The following is an 18,371-nucleotide window of genomic DNA, read 5'->3' as shown; positions in this document are numbered from 1 at the left end:
GATTGTTTTATCTGACGGGCAAAGATAGGTTATTTCCCGCTTACCGCCAACAGTTGGCATGGACGAAAAAAGAGAGAGAACTGCCTCGCGGCACCTCTCCCCCCTGCAAACTTAAAACAACCAACAAAAGAATGAGATAGGGATTAAGGATTCATCCTTCATTTTTCATCTTATAAACAGTAACTCGCGATATTTGGGCAACGTCCACATCTGATTGTCGACGATGAGTTCCAGCTTGTCGATGTGGTAACGGATTTCCTCCATCATCGGTACGATGTTGTCGTGGTAGGCGATGGCTTTTTCACGTTCACTCTCAATTTTGTTGGCCACTTTGCGCGCCTCGATCATGGCATCCACATGCTCCTTGATGAAGGCGGTACGGTCGGCAATCTCTTCGATGAGTTCCAGATTCTTGGCAGACAGTTTTGCAGCCTTCTCTGCGAGGAACAGGTCTTTCATCTTGTAGACGTTGTCAATCAAATCCGACTGATACTGTGTAGCTACGGGGATAATGTGGTTCATGGCCAAATCTCCGAGCACGCGGGCTTCAATCTGTATTTTCTTGGTGTACATTTCCCATTTCACCTCGTTGCGGGCTTCCAGTTCCTTCTTCGTCATGACACCGATGGACTCGAACATCCGGATGCTCTCCGGTTTCAGGTAGTTGTCGAAGATGACGGGAACACTTGTCTCGCAGTCCAGACCGCGGCGGGCTGCTTCGGCTTTCCATTCATCGCTGTAACCGTTGCCGTCAAAGTGGATGGGTTTGCAGACTTTGATGTACCGGCGGATGACTTCGAGGATGGCGGAGATTTTCGGCTCACCCTTTTCAATCAGTTCGTCCACATCTTTCTTGAATTCCACCAACTGCTCGGCAAGGGCGGAGTTCAGCGCAATCATGGCACTGGCGCAGTTGGCCTCGGAACCCACGGCGCGGAACTCGAAGCGGTTGCCGGTGAAGGCGAACGGGCTGGTGCGGTTGCGGTCGGTATTGTCTATCATCAGTTCCGGAATCTGCGGGATGTCCAGTTTCATGCCTTGCTTGCCGCTGAGGCTGACGAGATCGTCCTTGGTGCTCTCTTCGATGTGTTCCAGCACCTGGCTCAACTGCTTGCCCAGGAAGGAAGAGATGATGGCCGGAGGCGCTTCGTTGGCACCCAGCCGGTGGGCGTTCGTCGCACTGGAGATGGAGGCTTTCAGCAATCCGTTGTGACGGTATACGGCCATCAGCGTATTCACTACGAAGGTGATGAAACGCAGGTTCTCTTCGGGCAGTTTGCCGGGTGCGTGGAGCAGGATACCGGTATCCGTACCCAGCGACCAGTTATTATGCTTGCCGCTACCGTTGACACCCTTGAAGGGCTTTTCGTGCAGCAGTACGCGGAAACCGTGGTTACGTGCCACTTTACGCATCAAGGCCATGATGAGCATGTTGTGGTCTACCGCCAGGTTGCATTCCTCGAAGACGGGAGCCAGCTCGAACTGGTTGGGAGCCACTTCGTTGTGACGGGTCTTGACAGGGATGCCGAGTTTCAGCGATTCGATTTCCAGCTCCTTCATGAAAGCGGCCACACGGCTGGGAATAGCTCCGAAGTAGTGGTCTTCCAACTGCTGGTTCTTGGCGCTGTCATGGCCCATCAGCGTGCGTCCGGTCATCAGCAGGTCGGGGCGTGCGGCGTACAACCCTTCGTCAACCAGAAAATATTCCTGCTCCCAGCCCAGATAGGCAACCACTTTCTTTACTTCCGGATTGAAATAGTGGCATACGTCGACGGCAGCCTTGTCTACGGCACGCAGGGCTTTCAGCAACGGTGCCTTGTAGTCCAGAGACTCACCGGTATAGGCGATGAAAATAGTCGGGATGCAGAGCGTGTCGTCTACGATGAATGCCGGGGAGGAGGGGTCCCATGCCGAGTAGCCACGTGCCTCGAACGTATTGCGGATACCGCCGTTCGGGAAACTGGAAGCGTCCGGTTCCTGCTGCACGAGCAGTTTGCCGGTGAATTCCTCCATCACGCCGCCTTTGCCGTCGTGTTCCACAAAAGCATCGTGCTTTTCGGCAGTACCTTCGGTCAGCGGATGAAACCAGTGCGTATAGTGGGTCGCCCCCATTTCAACCGCCCATTTCTTCATACCTGCGGCAACCTCGTCGGCTATGCTGCGGTCCAGCGGAGCTCCGTTGTCAATCACATCCGTCAGTTTGGCATAGACCTTGCTCGGCAGATAGCGGAACATCTTCTCCTTGTTGAATACATACTTGGCAAAATACTCTGACGGACGTTCCGCCGGAACTGCCACTGCAACGGGTTTCTTCTTAAACGCCGTTTCTACTACTCTGAATCTCAATTTTGACATAATACCTTAGAGTTGTAATTGTTGGTTTAATAAAACATAAAATCATTAGCGTAGAATACAGTCTGGAATACCAGGAAACCTTCCGTGGGAAGCCCGCCTCCGTCGTAGAACGAGAGGTCGAAGAAATGGGGCATTCCTATGAATCCGCCTGCACCGAACATCAGTCCGAAACCGATGAACCAGTGGAGCAGACAGCCAAACATGAAGTCAACGAAGTTCTTCATCTGGATATTGGCCGTATTTTTTACTCTTGCAAAACCGGCTTCGACCAGTGTAAAGCCCGGCTGCATGAAGAATACCAGCGATATGGCAAGGGCCATACGCAGTCTGTAGAGACTGTATTTACTATTTGCCTTTCGGCGTGTGTAAATCATAGTTCTTTGCTTTTAGAAGCTTAGTCCGACTACAAAGTATGCACCTTCAGACCTTGGATTCCAGGTTGCTTTGGCAAACAACGGGAGGGAGAAGGAATCGGTGATTTTGATGTCTTTTGATACTCCCAGGCTGACGTCGCATACGGCAAATCCGTTGGCTCCATAGAAGTCCGTGGCCCAAGGGGTAGCGCCTATCTCGGCCGTCCAGTCCAGTCCGCCCAGTGTGAAGGGAGCTGCTACGGAGATGTAGGATGAATAAGCACGGTCACCGTCTTTGTCAACACCGTCGTCGCCTGCAAAGTTGGTGTACCAGTTTACGGCTACGGGGCCGAAATCATAGCCGATTTGCGCTTCGAACAGATGTGAGTTGGCAGCATTGTGTGCGCCGTACTGGAAGTATTTGGCTGTCACCCCATCTCCGGTCACATTGTACCAGTAGTCCGTCACTGATACGCTGAAGCCTCCGATTGAATATCCCAGTATGAGGTCGAACTCTTTCGTGTCCGAACTCTCGATGCCTACGGAGCCCCAAGCTCCCAGAGAGAAACCTTTGTAGGCGATGGATGCGCTCGGCTGGAGGCTTACCCCTCCCAAATCCTGGCCACGCCACACGTAACCGCTTACGAGGTCGACGCCTACCGACGCTTCCACTTTATCCTGAGCCTTTGCCGTGAAAGGCATTGCCATTGATAATAGCGCCATTGCCATTATTACCCATTTTACACTTCTTGTTTTCATACCTTTTTACCTTTAAGTTTAGAAAAATTCCGGATGATCAGTCCGACTCGATTATAACAAGTACCTCGCTAATTCAATTGTTTTTTTATTTCAGCCACTTCCGGATGCGCTTCATGGCTTCCACGCAATCTTCATGTTTGCCGAAGGCCGTCAGCCGGATATATCCTTCACCGCTGGGGCCGAAACCTACACCCGGTGTGCCCACTACATTGGCTTCGTACAGCATTTGTTCGAAGAACCGCCAGGAGCTTGTTCCGTCGGGTGTTTTCAGCCAGATGTAAGGAGCGTTCACACCACCGTAGACTTTCAGCCCGGCCGTTTCAAGGCCCTGCTTCATGGTCCGGGCATTGTCCATATAATAATCTATCGTTTCCTTTATCTGCCGCTGTCCCTCCGGTGTGTAGATGGCTTCCGCCGCCCGCTGGGTGATGTAGCTGGTACCGTTGAACTTGGTAGATTGGCGGCGGTTCCAGAGCTTGTTCAGTGGGATGCGTTCGCCTTCCAGCGTGGCGGCAGTGAGTTCTTTCGGCACAACGGTGTAGCCACAGCGTACTCCCGTGAATCCGGCAGTCTTCGAGAAGCTGCGGAACTCGATGGCGCATTTCTTCGCTCCCTTTATCTCATAGATGGAGTGGGGCACGTCGTCTTCGCGGATGAAGGCTTCGTAGGCGGCATCGAACAGAATCAGCGTGTCGTTGGCGAGCGCATAGTCCACCCATTTCTTCAGCTCGAGCTTGGTCAGGGTGGTGCCCGTGGGGTTGTTGGGGTAGCAGAGGTAGACGATGTCGATGCGCTTGTCCGGAATCTCCGGGATGAAGTCGTTCTCGGCGGTACAAGGCATGTAGGTGACGTTGCTCCACTGGCAGTTTTCCTCCAGTACTCCGGCACGTCCGCACATCACGTTGCTGTCTATATAGACCGGATAAATAGGGTCGGTCACTCCCACGCTGTTGTCGTGGCGGAGAATGTCGCCGATGTTTCCCGTGTCGCTCTTTGCTCCGTCGTTCACGAAGATTTCCGTAGGACCGAAGTGGATGCCTCGCGGAAGGTAATCGTGCTTGAGGATGGCTTCTATCAGGAAGTCGTATCCCTGCTCGGGACCATATCCACGGAATGTCCGTGCGTCAGCCATCTCCTCCACTGCCTTGTGCATCGCTTCGATGCAGACTGGTGGCAGTGGCCGGGTAACGTCTCCGATACCCAGACGGATGACCTCTTGCTTGGGATGTGTTATCCTGAAAGTATTTACCTTCTTGGCTATGTCTGAAAACAGATAACTACCCGGTAGCTTTAAAAAATGTTCGTTAACTAATGCCATACTCTTATTTTTAATGGATAGTGGATAATTCTTCATTTTCCATTATCAATTCTCAATTAATTCAATTTCTCCGTCGAATACTTTGGTGGCTTCCCCCGTCATCAGGACATGTCTGGTGGCGATGTCCCATCGGATGTTGAGTGAGCCTCCGTCCATGATGACGGTAGAATCTCTCCCTGCGCGTCCGGTGAGGAAGGCTGCCACGGCGGTGGCACAAGCTCCGGTTCCGCAGGCTTGGGTAATGCCCGAGCCTCGTTCCCAGACACGCATCCTTATTTTTCCTTCTCCCAATATCTGGGCAAATTCCACATTGATGCGTCCGGGGAAGAGAGGGTGATTCTCCAGTTTGGGACCGATGACTGTAAGGTCGATGGCTTCAATATCATTGACAAAGATTACCAGATGTGGGTTTCCCATGGATACGGTGGTCCCTACATATCGTTCTCCGTCCACTTCGATGGGCTGTTCTTTCATCGGTTTGGCTCCTTTGCCGTCGTAGTCTGCCGGTTCGTCGGCAGGTATGCCCATGTCTACGGTTACAGAGTTGACCTTTCCGTCTGCCAAGTGCAGGTTTAGCATCCTTATACCTGACAGTGTATCGAGTGCGATTTCTGTTTTGGAGGTCAGTCCGTAGTCAAAAAGATATTTTCCGATGCAGCGGCTTGCATTGCCGCACATCCGGGCCTCCGAGCCGTCTGCATTGAATATCCGCATGCTGAAATCGGCCTTGTTCGAAGAACCTATAAGTACCAGACCGTCACTTCCAATTCCCGTATGCGGTGCACTCCATGCCCTCGCAAGCTCTTCCGGATGGCTGATAGGATATTGGGTTGTATCTACATAAATGTAGTCGTTTCCGGCACCGTGCATCTTGGTGAATTTTATAGCTCTTGTCATTTTGTCCTTTATCGGTCTGTTGATATATCCTTTTGTTTTATTTTAATGCAAATATACGACGTTTTGTTTTGTGATTAACTGTAAAGCATATCTATTTTCTATTATTTTTAGCGAAACTTTCATTCAATGAGAATATCTACTGTCATGCTTTCAATTTAAAAGCATATGGCTTTGTTTTTATATAAATTGTAATCCATGTGAAAGTTTAGTTTGATTCAAAATAAGAAAAAAGATTTTTTATAGGACTAATTGCTATCTTTTTTGAAATAATAAACCGCTCCATTGTGGACATAATGAAGCGGTTTGTTTGGTTTTTGTTTTTAAATGTATAAGGAACGGCTATTTTTTCTTTAAAATTTCTTCCAGCACTACCGGTTCATTGGTTGTGATGAAATCTACTCCTTGGCTGATAAGCCATTCCATGTCTTTGGCTTCGTTTACGGTCCAGGCGTTTACTTTCATGCCGAGGTCGTGGCATTCCTTTATCCATTCAGGATGTTTTTGGAAGACACTGAAGTGATAGTCGGGACCGGCACAACCCCATGCTTTCAGCTCCTTGGGGGTAAGGTCACCCTCCAGATAGTAAACGGGCGTACCTTTGGGTGCCAGACGGATAAATTCCTTGGTGGCATGTTTGGAGAAGGTAATATATTCCGTACGGTCCTCCAGTCCTTTGTTCTTTATCATTTTTACGATACCCTCTACGGCTCGTGTTTCCTGTTCGGGAGTCTTGTGGGCTTTCAGTTCGAGGATAAGGCGGGTTTTCAGGCTTTTTGCCTTGTCCAGATACTGTTGCAGGGTAGGGAGTTGTTCGCCGTTGTCCAGTTGTACGGCGGTGCATACCTTGGCTGTGGCATCTTGCATAGTTACGCCTTTAAAGGTGGCGTCATGATTGACAACCAGCTGATTGTCTGTGGTGAGCCAAACGTCGAACTCGGAGCCGTAGCAGTGGATAGAATCAGCCTTTACAAGTGCGGCAAGGGAGTTCTGGGCCGAGCCGTCCGTAGTCCAGAAACCACGGTGGGCAATGACTTCCTGGGCCTGGATAGTGCCGCATGCAGCAAAGAGCAGGGCGGAAGCAAAAAATAGTTTTTTCAGATTCATAATGATTAGGGTGTTTTGTTATGGACACAAAGATAAGTATTATATTTCTTTTATTAAATCTAACCTCTGAGTAATTTCAGTATGTACTTTCCGGGTATCACGATGCGGGCTTTCAGTTGGGGTGAGCTGTTCAACTCGTATAGGATTTTCCAGATTTTCCCTCCCAGTTTTCCAAAATCCGTCAGTCTCAGGATGGCATTCAGATCGTGTATGTCGGTTACTTTCTGCCTTGCCAGCTCTTCCATCAGGCCTTGGTAATTATGCGTCTGTCTGTTGAGCGTGTACTCCGGTGGAGTCAGAAGAATCTCCTCCTTCCTTCTTCCCGTCTCCCCTTGGGGAGATAGAGAGGGGTTTTCTTTATTCTCTTTATTTAGTTTATTTGCTAAAGCGCTGCTTGTCTTGGCATCCCTGATTCTCTGCTGGTTAACCAGTCCACCGCGACGTCCGGCCTCTTTTTTAGCTTCTTGTTGGGCGTCCCATGGCTCCATGCGGCGGCTTAGTCCGGGGGATGAGAAGCTTGTCTCGTTCACTTCGAACAGCGCATAGTCATAGATGATTCGCTTCAGTGTGGCGGTTGTCACCCTTGCTTTTTGTGCCAGTATGGGAATCACTTTCAGGCTGGCTTTATATTCGTTCTGCAATCTGAGGAATTCGAGCACTGTCCAGTAAATACCATATCCTTTCATACCTTCTTCTTGTATCATGATCATTAATTTTAAGTTGCTGCCGGCATTGGCATCATGTAGTAAATAAGCCTCCATAGCTTTTGATATTGGTGTTTTTTATTAGTTTACTATCGGTCTCCACTCCATAAAATTCTCAATCAGAAAAGTCCGCCAGCCTTGTTGTTCCGCGTCCCAATAGGCTACGTGAGCTTTAATGCTTGTCACGTCATGTTTCTTTTTGAAGTCGTTTTCGTAGGAAACAAGGGTTCCTTTTCCCATGTAGAAGCTACCGTCCTGCTTTCGGTAGGCTATCAATGCATATCCGTATTGCATGTATTCCAGTAGGGAATTTATGCGCTGTGCCATCCATTGTACAGACTCCATGCTCAATGTCGTGTTTTCCGTAATCCGTTTTTCCCATAGTTTTTTTGTTTTTTCTGTTTTGGATACAAATTGCTCCTCAAATTCAGTTTTCTCTTTTCCCATTTTTTATGTTTTTAGGGTTATTAAATGTATGATAATCAGCAATGAAAAAGGGCTACTCCTTTCAGTACGGATGGCTACGCCCTTGCCTTGTTGAGGCTACACCATCCGACGAGAAAGGTGTAGCCCTTCTGTCCGGTTGCTGACGGGGGCAAAATTACTGCCTTTCCAGGTACTGAACTATCAGTGATTTATCCTTACATCATATCCGTATGGGTCAATCAGTGTGGTATCTTCCCGTTTTATGATGGCCCATACCTTTTCCAATTCGGTAATTATCGTACTGTAAGTCAAAGGCTTTTGCTCTCCTCTGGTTCTCTTTGTGAAGTTTTCGGAAGCAACGAATAGTTTGGCTATATCTGTAATTTTCTTGATATTTGTTCCTTCAAAATAGCCTGATTTAAAGGCTCTTAAGTAACCTACATAAACATGGGTCTGGTCTCCGTAGTAAACCCGTTCTGCCAATAGCTTTTCGTCCACTATGGAGCTGTGTTCCTTTACTTTCGTTGTTCTTAGCTTCTGTGTATCAGATTGATACGACATGCTTCTCTGCTCGTTACTGTTGAGATGCTTCTTTTTTTGAGTTCTTTCATTTGTGTAATTCTTCGTTCGTTTAACTGTTTTTTACTCTGGTTAAAAAATGCGAAAGTATAAAAAGTGAGGGAGAAATAAGGGAATTTTGGAGGGAAATGTGAAGGGTGAGTTGTAAATGGTTGATATATAAGATGATATGCTGTTTAAAAAACGTACGTTTAATGAACGCAAAGATAGAGACGTTTTTTGTAATGGCAAAATGTTTGATAGAAAAATGTTCCTAATAATAAATAATGATAAGTATATTGCATTGAATTTCAGTAGTATATACAATATATGTAATCAGTTAAAATCTTCTTATTTTTAGCTCTTTGAGTATGTCTTGTATAAGTTCGAAATAGCTGTTTTTTAAACGTACGATTAAAAAACGCTTTTTTGTTTCTAATGCGTTCGTTTATAGTATCTTACCAAAAGGTAATGAACAACCGCAGAGAATTTGTTGACAAGAAGAGCATAGTGCTTGTCAAACTTCCCATAAAATGCTCGCAAGTGATTGAACTACAGTCCTGTAATGGTAGTTCAAAGCCCCCAAGGAATGCCTTTTTCTAAGTAAAATCAGCAAGAATATAAATGGATAAAGAGACCGAAGTTTGGTTTGCCATGCGTGCCACATACCGCAGGGAGCTTGAAGCTATGCATCTTCTCGAAAAGGCAAATCTTGGCTGTTTCATTCCCATGCAATATAAGATAAGTATCTGTAGGGGCAGGAAAGTCCGTGCTTTGGTTCCCGTCATCCGTAATCTGGTTTTTGTCCACGCACGTCCTTCCGAAGTGCAGCGATTTAAGTCTCAAATTACTTATTTGCAATATATTACTGATACCCGTAGCGGTCAGAAAATAATCATTCCCGACCATGATATGCAGCGTTTCATAGCCGTCGCCGATACCTACAATGACCATCTTCTCTATTTCCAACCCGAAGAACTGAATCTCTCCAAAGGTACGAAAGTTCGTATCACCGGTGGCGACTTCGAGGGTCAAGAAGGTGTTTTTCTAAAGGTAAAAGGTGCCCGTGATCGTCGTGTAGTGATTGCTATACAAGGTATTATCGCTGTTGCCATTGCGACCATCCATCCAGACCTCATCGAAGTAATCAAATAATCGTCGATAATCAATGATTAGTCATTGGTGATAGATAAATCATAACTCTGAAATCATAAATCAAAATAGCATGTCTCTTTTAGAAGAAGCACTCCTCCTTCAGCGTGCCGCGCACGATCTGATGTATTTGGGTATGGACGGCAGTCCTATCTATAGCGATGACTTGTCTCGTCGTAACAGCGAAGTCTATCGCTTGACCACAACTTTGTATAATTCCGGCACTTGGGGCACCACGGTGGAGGAGCAGGCAAATGTATGTCTTGCGCTCTTGAAGGGGTATAGTGCCTCGTTCATTGACCATGGTGAAAAACAACAGCATGTGCAGGAGGTATTGAGGCGTTGCTGGGATACCCTTGATTCCCTTCCTTCCTCTTTGTTGAAACTCCGTTTGCTTACGGCTTGTTATGGAGAGGTTTTCGATGAGCCTTTGGCCGACGAGGGCCGTTCTATCATTGCTTCCTGGAGTGTTGCATCACTGACTGCCGAGCAGCAGGAAGCAGTTGATGAGTTTCAGAATGTGGTGGATAATCCTTATCCATGGGAGGAAATGGAATAAAAATGTATAAATAGAATTTCTCTTTGAAGAAAAAACGTATATTTGCATATAGCTTCTAAAAAAGAGAAATGAGATGGAACAGATGCGTAAACTGCCGATTGGTATACAGACTTTTGAAAAGCTGCGTGAAGAAAATTATCTTTATGTAGACAAAACAGCAATGGTCTATAAGATAGCATCCAATTCCACTCCCTATTTTTTGAGCCGTCCTCGCCGTTTCGGTAAGAGTTTGCTTATATCTACCTTCGAAGCTTACTTTCAAGGACGTAAAGATTTGTTTCACGGACTTGCCATCGAAAAACTGGAAACCCGGTGGGAGGAATATCCTGTATTGCATCTGGACTTGAATGCCCGTAAATATGAAACAGCCGGAGATTTGGTAGCCATGCTTAATCAATATCTGGAAAAGTGGGAATTGAAATATGGTGCGGAAAAGCAGGAGCGTAGTCCCGAAGAGCGCTTTGCCTATGTGATAGAGCAGGCGTATGCCCAGACGGGTAAGCAAGTGGTAGTGTTGATTGATGAATATGATAAGCCTTTGCTTCAAGCTCTTTCGGATGAAAAGCTAACGGAAGAATATCGTCGGATATTGAAAGCCTTTTATGGGGTACTGAAAAGTGCCGATCGTTATCTCCGCTTTGTTTTTTTGACGGGTGTGACGAAGTTTGCGCAGATTAGCGTGTTCAGTGATTTAAATCAGTTGCAGGACATCAGTACATGGCCCGACTATTCTTCTTTATGTGGTATTACTAAGGAAGAACTGCTCACAACGTTTACTCCGGAGATAGAACGTTTGGGTGTTTCCAATGGGATGGACTTCGATACAACTTTGGAGCGGATGACGAAGCTGTATGACGGTTATCATTTTTACCCTCATTGTGAAGGGGTTTTTAATCCTTTCAGTGTGTTGAATGCATGCAAGTCGAAGATTTTGGATAATTTCTGGTTTCAGACCGGTACTCCTACCTATTTGGTAAATTTATTGAAAGAGAGTGATTATGATTTGCGCCTTCTGATTGAGGGAGTTGAAGTGACGGCTTCCGCCTTTTTTGAGTATCGTGCGGAAGTAAAGAATCCGCTTCCCATGATTTATCAAAGTGGTTATCTGACCATCAAAGACTACGATAGGGATGTTTTATTGTACACTTTGGGTTTTCCCAATGATGAGGTACGCTATGGTTTCTTGAATTTCTTGGTTCCTTATTATACAGGAGTGACTGATGATGAAACCGGTTTCCACATAGCCAAGTTTATGCGTGAACTCCGTTCCGGTGATGTGGATGCATTCATGGAACGCTTGAAAGTATTCTTTGCAGGCATTCCCTACGAACTGAGCAACAATACCGAACGCCACTATCAGGCCATCTTTTATGTCGTCTTCACTTTGCTGGGTCAATTCGTACAGGCGGAAGTGCGCAGTGCGCGTGGTCGTGCCGATGCCGTGGTGCAGACAAAAGATGCCGTTTACGTCTTTGAGTTCAAGCTGAACGGCAGTGCCGAAGATGCCTTGAAGCAAATTGATGAGAGAGGTTATCTGATTCCTTATGTGCTGGATGGCAGGCGGCTGGTGAAAGTGGGGGTGAACTTCAGCAAGGAGACACGGAATGTGGAGAGGTATATTGTGGAATAACTCTTTAGCACTCATGCCTTGGCAAACTTCTTTTCCTATGAACAATAGGAATCCAAACTAATAATACTTAAAACTCAAGCCCTTTTTTGATATTCTTTATGTAAGTAGTCAAAAATGGCTATTGATTGAAAACTCTATCTTCGCTGCGAACAAAAATCTTAGGATTTATGTATAGCAGTGAAGATCTTGAAAAGTTTTACTTTCAATACCAGACCGAGGTTTTGCCTCATGGAGAATCTCTCCAATCATTTGGTTATCGGAAGAGCATAAGCTTCGCAAATCGGCTGAACGTAAGATTAAGTCACTTCAAGAAAAACTTGATTGTGCCAATCAGGAACGTTTTGGTGATAGACGTCAAAGGATAAAATCTAAAGCTAAAACGGTTGATTCAGACCGTAACAAGGAGAAGGATGATTATGACGGAACCGATGATACGCTTCGCACGGATTCGGTTGATCATGTTCCATCTCAAGAGTTAAAAGAGCCTTCCAAGAAAGACCGTGATTTATCGAATCGTCCTGACGGGTATAAAACGATGGGAGTAGCCGGAGAGGCGATAGAGCATCCTTCTGATTTGACAAAGGTTCCCGGTCGCATCATTGAAAGAAGAATGGTACGGGCGTTCAGTTTCCGTACTTTCCTTACGGAAGAATGTTTTGAGACGGTTCATTATGTAGAACCGGGTAAAAAGCCGAAGTGGGGCTATTTCCCTTCTGAAGGTCATCCGGAGGTAGTAACCAATTATAATGTCGGATAATACAAATATATCTGTTGACATTGAGAAAGAAGGAATAGGATTGGTTTATAGGGCAGGCGATGAGAGAGACCTTTCTGATAAGATATTATATATGGTAAATCATCCACAGTTCTGTAAATCTTGTGGTGAAAAAGCTCGTCAATATGCCATAAAACATGATTATAAGGCTTATTGTAGACAGTTGTATTCATTTTTAGTCAAGTAGTATTTAATTGACGAATAGTAAATTAAATAATAGCCCATTTTTATAACATAAATATCTTGTAAGCGTCCAAAAATGACGTCTTCCCCTAAAGAATAAAAATCTCGACCTTTGCTGCTGTAATCAAAAATTCAGTAATAATGTATAGCAGCAGCGATTTTGAGCATTTGTTCATCCGTTACAAAGCGGAGGCAATGCCGCAAGGGGAGTCCATCCAGGACTTTTGTTTTAAAAACAAAGTTACCTACAATCTGTTTCAGAAATGGTACAAGGATACCCGACATCACATGTTCCGGTATAGGTAGAAGGGCAAGAAGCGGAGCAAGAACCGGAAAAGGGTCTTTCAGCTTCCGTCCCGTCCATGGGAACAGTCTTGCCATCCCCTGTGGTGAGATTCATGATAGATATCCGTATGACTGGTGGCATGCACATACAGCAACGAAACTTAAGCTACGCGGGTTTGAAAAACCTGGTAGAGAAGCTGGAGGGACTATGCTGAATATTACTGGTATGAGCCGCTTCTATTATCTGCGTAACTTCCATGACATGCGTTGCAAATATGAACGTGTGCTTTCGGTGATCCACCGGCAATTGAACCGTGAACCGGAAGAAGATGAGGTCTTCATCGTGATGTCCAAGGATCGTCGTAAGGTCAGGTTGTTTACCTACGACCGCCGTTCTTTCAGTCTGTATGAGAAGCGTTCGCTACGGGCTATAAGTTCATGCAAGTATGCAGGCAGGGTGAAGAGACGGTGTACAGCATACAATGGAGAGACATGCTTGTGTTGTTACAGAATCCTGTAATCAATTCACTGAATATCAGATGAATAGTCCTGAAATGATTTGTTTATGTCACTATTTTTCAGTACCTTTAAAAATCAAGTCCGGTTTTTGAAAACTTTAAGAAGAAAGCTACCCAAAGCGGTTTTCCCTATGGGGTATGTCAAAATTGGACGCTTACTGTTTGAATGTATTCTTCATGGGAAGGACTGTAACAAGAAGAATCTTCTGCCATGTTTTTATAAATTTTAATGTTAAAACTAAATTGTTTTCTTGCACACATTTTTTTATCGGCTGATCGACTGCCGATAAAACGAGGAGGCAGAAAATAGAATGGTTACAATATAGACTATGGATAAAAGAAATACTAATATTGAGTTGCTGAGAATGGGGCTAATGCTTGCTATCTTCATATATCATATTGTACTCCATGGACTTGATTATAAGCATGTTGGATTATCAAATTTTTCGGGGGGGGAGCTCTTAAAAATATTGATAACTACTATGTTTGCTCCATCTACCTACTGTTTTATGTTTATTTCTGGTTATTATGGTATTAAGTTTACAATACGTAGATTCTTTACATTAGAACTTTGGTTAATAAGTGCTAGTCTGATTGTTTGTTTACTGAAGTTAATCTTACACTTTGATTTGCCGATATATGAGGTGTTTTATTCTTTATTACCTATAGGAACATTTAAGTGGTGGTTTATGACGTACTATATGTTAATTATGATAATATCTCCTCTGATTAATCAAGGCCTCAAGATGCTTAGCGAAAAACAAGTGTGTGTCATTTTATTATTGTTGATGGGGTATAATATTATGTCGTTTTTCCAATTTCGAGAAGATAACGGATGTACATTCTTGGGGCTATTTGCTATATACTTGTTAGGCCGGTATTGCAGTAGTTTCAAAATAGAGATTAGTCAAAGTACAGCTTTAATTGTTTGGGGGTCTTGCTTTTTTTTACAATTGGTATTGATGCTTTTGTGTAGCATGATGCATAGAGTATGGATTTTTCGAGTTCTAAATTATAACTTGCCCTTCATAATGGGAATGTCAGTATCAATATTCTACATAGTGAAGAATATAAAGAGTTTTTACTTCTTCAAAGTTAAATAATCTATTACGACCAACACTCTTCATTTACCTTATTACAGATGGTTTGTATGAGCCATTCTACAAATGGATTGTAGAATTATTAAATGACAAACTGCAATATGGAATTGCAGCGTCTATCTTTGCTATCGTGTTTAGTTTATGTATTGGTCATGTTATAATAATGACAACGGAAACTTTTATAATCAAATATGAAAAGAAACTTAATAATAAATCTCTAAAAATCCTTAGACGAGTTATATATGCAAAAAAACGATATTTCTAAATATGAGTATGTATCATTTGATGTATTTGATACATTGATATTTAGATCTGTAGCAACTCCCGAAGATATTTTTATTATAGTTCAAGAGCTATATATAAAGAAGACAGGATGCACGATATCCTCATTCTACAGAGACAGAATAAAAGCTGAAAGGATAGCTCGTAGTCAGCACATCGGACAAGATATAACATTAGATGAAATATATTCTCAATTAAAATATAAGGCTGATACTCTCAAATTGCTAAAAGAAATTGAGATATACGTTGAACTTGAAAATTGTATTCCTAATGCTCCGATGGTAGAGTTTGTTAATTATTGTCGTGGTATTGGGAAAAAAATAGTCATAACTACGGATATGTATTTGCCTCGTAGCTTTTTTGAACAGTTGTTTAATAAACTCGGTATTAAGGCAGATTTTTTGTTCATTTCATCTGAAGAAAGAGAAACAAAGCGTTCTGGAAAACTTTTTCAAATATTGCTGAAGAAATTGAACGTTCCTGCAGCGCAAGTATTACACATTGGAGATGATGATAACAACGATATCTATCAGGCAATGAATAATGGAATAGATTCTTTGGAACGGTGGTATGATTGGAATGCTTTGCAGAACGTAGTTACATCTAGCTATATTGAAAATCATATAGATTCACTATCTTGTTTGTATAATAGGATTGAATTCGACCAATCAGCTTATAATATTGGCTTTTCTATCTTGGGTCCATTGATATATGACTTCTGTAATTGGTTGCACGAGGAAAGATTGAAACAAAATATTGACAAACTATTGTTTGTTGCTAGAGAAGGCTATTTGTTGGAGAAATGTTATAAGTGTTTATATCCTGAAGAAGCGGATGTAGGATACATTTTCTTAAACAAGAATTTGCTAAGGCTTCCTTTAACATATGAACAGAAAACTTTGACGATATATAAAGATAGCTTACTTCAAAGGTCAGTTTATTCATGGAATCAAATTTATGATACTTTTCTCATAGCAAAAGATGAAACGCAGAGACGATTGATTTCAGATAGGTTGAAAATTTCGATTAGTTCTACCATAACAAGAGAAGATTTATACAATGGTATTTATGATGATAAGTTGAATCAATTAATAGAATTATGTACTGGGACGATGTCTAAACAGTCTTGCTTTTTAATGAATTATTTGGTGCAAAATGGCATCTTTGATGGCAAGATAGGACTTGTAAATAATAGTATAAATGGAAATGGCCAATTGATGTTGGAATCGTATCTTCATAATAAAGGAATTGACGCAAATATCTATGGCTTACAATTTCATGATTCTATCAAATGTAAAACAAATGTTGGTAACAGATATTCTGCATATTTTGATTCGATAAAAATATCTTCTTATCAAAAAAGTGAGTTTGACAGGAATTGTTTGATTTTTGAGCATCTTTTATTTGAACCATCAGGTACAAGTCTTCATTTTTTTGAAGAAAATGGTACTGTCGTTGTCGCAAAAAACAAACAAACAAGAGAAACTTTAAATTATCCTTATGTTGATGAAGTACAGAAATATACGTTGTTATTTATAAACGCTTACAAGAATCATATACCGTTGACATGTTCCGGTTTAGGTATAAATCGCTTATTGAATTTTTTTCATTATCCTCAAGTGGACAATGCTGAGCCAATTTGTCAATTATGGGATGAGGATGCTGATGGTAGCAACAAGATTGCGGATAGTAAAATAGCCCTAAAATGGAACTATAAGATTTTTAAGAATGTGCCAAAGTCCATTATATGGATTGAAGGATATCTTTCACTGAAGGGGGTGAAGCCTTTTTGGCTGAAATTGATACAACTTAAACTGAAACTTCTATATTATAAAACTCACAAAAAAGAATTTGTTATAGACTTATTATTGAAATTGTTCTAAATAAAGAGGGTTTATGTCAAATATAGATATTTCAAAAGGGGACATTATTTGGAGCTACGTTTCGCAATTTTTTAATATTACATCAGGACTTATTACTCTGCCTCTCATACTCCACTTGTTAAGTACAGAAGAGATTGCAATGAATTATCTGATGTTGACAGTTACAACGCTGGTAACCTTAATGGATTTTGGCTTTACTCCACAGATTAGTAGACAGGTTTCATATGTATATAGTGGGGCGACTAAATTACTAAAAGAGGGAATTGTTGAGGGAAGTACTGGGACGGTAAATTATCAGCTATTGGCGTGCCTTTTGAGCGTGACGCGTAGAATTTTCCGTATCATAAGTGCTATTGTACTTGTTTTGTTGATGACTTTGGGTACATGGTATATGTATTTTGTAACGGAAGGGTTCTCCAACGTTGATAACTCGTTTGCTATCTGGTTGGTATTTTGCACTTCATCATTCTTTTCAATTTATTTCAAATATTATGACTCGTTGCTTGTAGGTAGAGGATTGGTTAAAGAGTCAAAACAATGTATTCTTGCTAGTAAGGTCTTGCAGATTGTCTTAGTTTATGTACTGCTTCTTGCTAGTGTTGGTCTAATGGGAGTTTGCATTGCTAATCTCATCTCTCCTTTTCTAGGCAGATATTTAGCTCATCATTTTTTTTATGATAATGGTACTATTTCAAAACTATATGGTCAAGCCTTTTCAGATGAACTTAAAAGTGAAATTTTCCAAGCTATATGGTATAATGCGAAAAAAGTTGGAATTAACTTTATTGGCACTTATTGTACACGGCAATTTGGTATGTTCCTTATTGGTTTGTATCTCGCGTCAGACGTAGTTGCTTCCTATGGCTTGATGATGCAATTTGTTACGATTGTAACAAGTATTAGTGTAACATTTTTTGGAACATTACAGCCGCAAATTATATCATACAGAATACAAGGAGATAGAGTTATGACAATCCGGCGTTTCTCATACTCTATCATTGTATATTATTTGCTATGTATTTGTGGTTTGGCTGTAGTGGTTTTTCTTGGTTCTTGGGCTCTAAATTTAATTGGCTCTAATGCTCAGCTTCCTACTCTTAATATTTTACTTTTGTATTCTTTGGTCTGTTTCCTCGAGGAGAACCACTCAAATTTTGCAATATTTATCAGTTCAGGAAATCAAGTACCATTTGTGCCGGCAGCCCTTATTTCTGGATTTTTAATTTGTATAGGCGACTTTGTTGTTTTACAATTTACGAGTCTTGGGTTGCTTGGTATAATACTCATTCAAGGGGGAGTACAGTTGGCATACAACAATTGGTACTGGCCTCGTTGGGTTTTTAAAGAATATCGGATTTCATTCCGAGAATTCTTAAAAAGTGGACTCTGCGAGTTATATGGTATGTTAAAGAAGATAATGCAAACATAACAGTTGATATTGGAGAAGAAAACATAAAGTAAAAGATGAAGGTGATATGAAAAAATAAATCAGAAGGATTATACCTTCTGAAACAGATTTTAATCTTATGC

General features: G+C 42.6%; 16 protein-coding genes and 2 pseudogenes. 8 read left to right on the top strand and 10 right to left on the bottom strand.

Annotation, left to right across the window (positions count from 1 at the left end; translation table 11 throughout):
- Positions 1–165: 165 nt before the first annotated feature.
- From HUX74_RS13865 to HUX74_RS13825, 9 genes and pseudogenes are all read right to left on the bottom strand, one after another.
- A complete protein-coding gene (locus HUX74_RS13865; RefSeq protein ID WP_174646879.1) occupies positions 166–2,355 on the bottom strand; it encodes a glutamine synthetase III in 2,190 nt (729 codons plus the stop codon).
- A 47-nt stretch (positions 2,356–2,402) separates the two neighbouring features.
- Positions 2,403–2,729 (bottom strand): annotated as a pseudogene (locus HUX74_RS13860) (hypothetical protein); the annotation flags it as partial.
- Positions 2,730–2,741: 12 nt separating this feature from the next.
- Positions 2,742–3,467, bottom strand: coding sequence for a hypothetical protein (locus HUX74_RS13855; RefSeq protein ID WP_174646878.1), 726 nt, complete (start codon positions 3,465–3,467; stop codon positions 2,742–2,744).
- Positions 3,468–3,552: 85 nt separating this feature from the next.
- Complete coding sequence (locus HUX74_RS13850; protein WP_174646877.1) at positions 3,553–4,785, bottom strand: LL-diaminopimelate aminotransferase; 1,233 nt, start codon at positions 4,783–4,785, stop codon at positions 3,553–3,555.
- Between the two features lie 45 nt (positions 4,786–4,830).
- Entirely contained in the window at positions 4,831–5,682 is an 852-nt protein-coding gene (gene dapF / locus HUX74_RS13845) for a diaminopimelate epimerase (RefSeq protein ID WP_174646876.1), read from the bottom strand.
- Positions 5,683–6,021: 339 nt separating this feature from the next.
- Entirely contained in the window at positions 6,022–6,786 is a 765-nt protein-coding gene (locus HUX74_RS13840) for a glycerophosphodiester phosphodiesterase family protein (protein WP_119961517.1), read from the bottom strand.
- 59 nt (positions 6,787–6,845) lie between these two features.
- Complete coding sequence (locus HUX74_RS13835; protein WP_174646875.1) at positions 6,846–7,547, bottom strand: Lin1244/Lin1753 domain-containing protein; 702 nt, start codon at positions 7,545–7,547, stop codon at positions 6,846–6,848.
- Between the two features lie 24 nt (positions 7,548–7,571).
- Complete coding sequence (locus HUX74_RS13830) at positions 7,572–7,937, bottom strand: SH3 beta-barrel fold-containing protein (RefSeq protein WP_044468832.1); 366 nt, start codon at positions 7,935–7,937, stop codon at positions 7,572–7,574.
- A 180-nt stretch (positions 7,938–8,117) separates the two neighbouring features.
- Entirely contained in the window at positions 8,118–8,477 is a 360-nt protein-coding gene (locus HUX74_RS13825; protein ID WP_044468833.1) for a hypothetical protein, read from the bottom strand.
- Between the two features lie 621 nt (positions 8,478–9,098).
- Here HUX74_RS13825 and HUX74_RS13820 point away from each other — a divergent pair.
- The 4 genes and pseudogenes from HUX74_RS13820 to HUX74_RS21060 form a co-directional block, all read left to right on the top strand.
- Entirely contained in the window at positions 9,099–9,629 is a 531-nt protein-coding gene (locus HUX74_RS13820) for a UpxY family transcription antiterminator (protein WP_174646874.1), read from the top strand.
- 70 nt (positions 9,630–9,699) lie between these two features.
- Positions 9,700–10,185, top strand: a complete 486-nt coding sequence (locus HUX74_RS13815; protein WP_005827574.1) for a UpxZ family transcription anti-terminator antagonist — start codon at positions 9,700–9,702, stop codon at positions 10,183–10,185.
- Between the two features lie 73 nt (positions 10,186–10,258).
- Positions 10,259–11,815, top strand: a complete 1,557-nt coding sequence (locus HUX74_RS13810) for an ATP-binding protein (protein WP_117719892.1) — start codon at positions 10,259–10,261, stop codon at positions 11,813–11,815.
- A 253-nt stretch (positions 11,816–12,068) separates the two neighbouring features.
- Positions 12,069–12,560, top strand: a pseudogene (locus HUX74_RS21060) (IS66 family transposase); the annotation flags it as partial.
- A gap of 345 nt (positions 12,561–12,905) precedes the next feature.
- Here HUX74_RS21060 and HUX74_RS21055 read toward each other — a convergent pair.
- Positions 12,906–13,154, bottom strand: a complete 249-nt coding sequence (locus tag HUX74_RS21055) for a hypothetical protein (protein ID WP_174646872.1) — start codon at positions 13,152–13,154, stop codon at positions 12,906–12,908.
- A 112-nt stretch (positions 13,155–13,266) separates the two neighbouring features.
- On the opposite strand from HUX74_RS21055, the gene tnpB reads away from it, so the two are divergent.
- The 4 genes from tnpB to wzx all read left to right on the top strand — a co-directional run bounded on the left by tnpB (position 13,267) and on the right by wzx (position 18,270).
- The gene (gene tnpB, locus HUX74_RS13795) at positions 13,267–13,578 is read left to right on the top strand and encodes an IS66 family insertion sequence element accessory protein TnpB (RefSeq protein ID WP_174646871.1); all 312 of its coding nucleotides are present in this window, start codon (positions 13,267–13,269) and stop codon (positions 13,576–13,578) included.
- A 327-nt stretch (positions 13,579–13,905) separates the two neighbouring features.
- A complete protein-coding gene (locus HUX74_RS21050) occupies positions 13,906–14,679 on the top strand; it encodes an acyltransferase family protein (RefSeq protein WP_371808715.1) in 774 nt (257 codons plus the stop codon).
- 239 nt (positions 14,680–14,918) lie between these two features.
- Entirely contained in the window at positions 14,919–16,841 is a 1,923-nt protein-coding gene (locus tag HUX74_RS13790; protein ID WP_174646870.1) for an HAD-IA family hydrolase, read from the top strand.
- A 13-nt stretch (positions 16,842–16,854) separates the two neighbouring features.
- Complete coding sequence (wzx, locus tag HUX74_RS13785) at positions 16,855–18,270, top strand: O-unit flippase-like protein (RefSeq protein WP_174646869.1); 1,416 nt, start codon at positions 16,855–16,857, stop codon at positions 18,268–18,270.
- Positions 18,271–18,371 lie beyond the last annotated feature (101 nt).

Origin of the sequence: Bacteroides sp. Marseille-P8574, from assembly GCF_902825465.1 — a bacterium.
Classification (GTDB): Bacteria; Bacteroidota; Bacteroidia; order Bacteroidales; family Bacteroidaceae; genus Bacteroides; species Bacteroides uniformis.
Note: the sequence above shows the minus strand (reverse complement) of the source record. Positions and strands in the feature narration are given on the sequence as shown.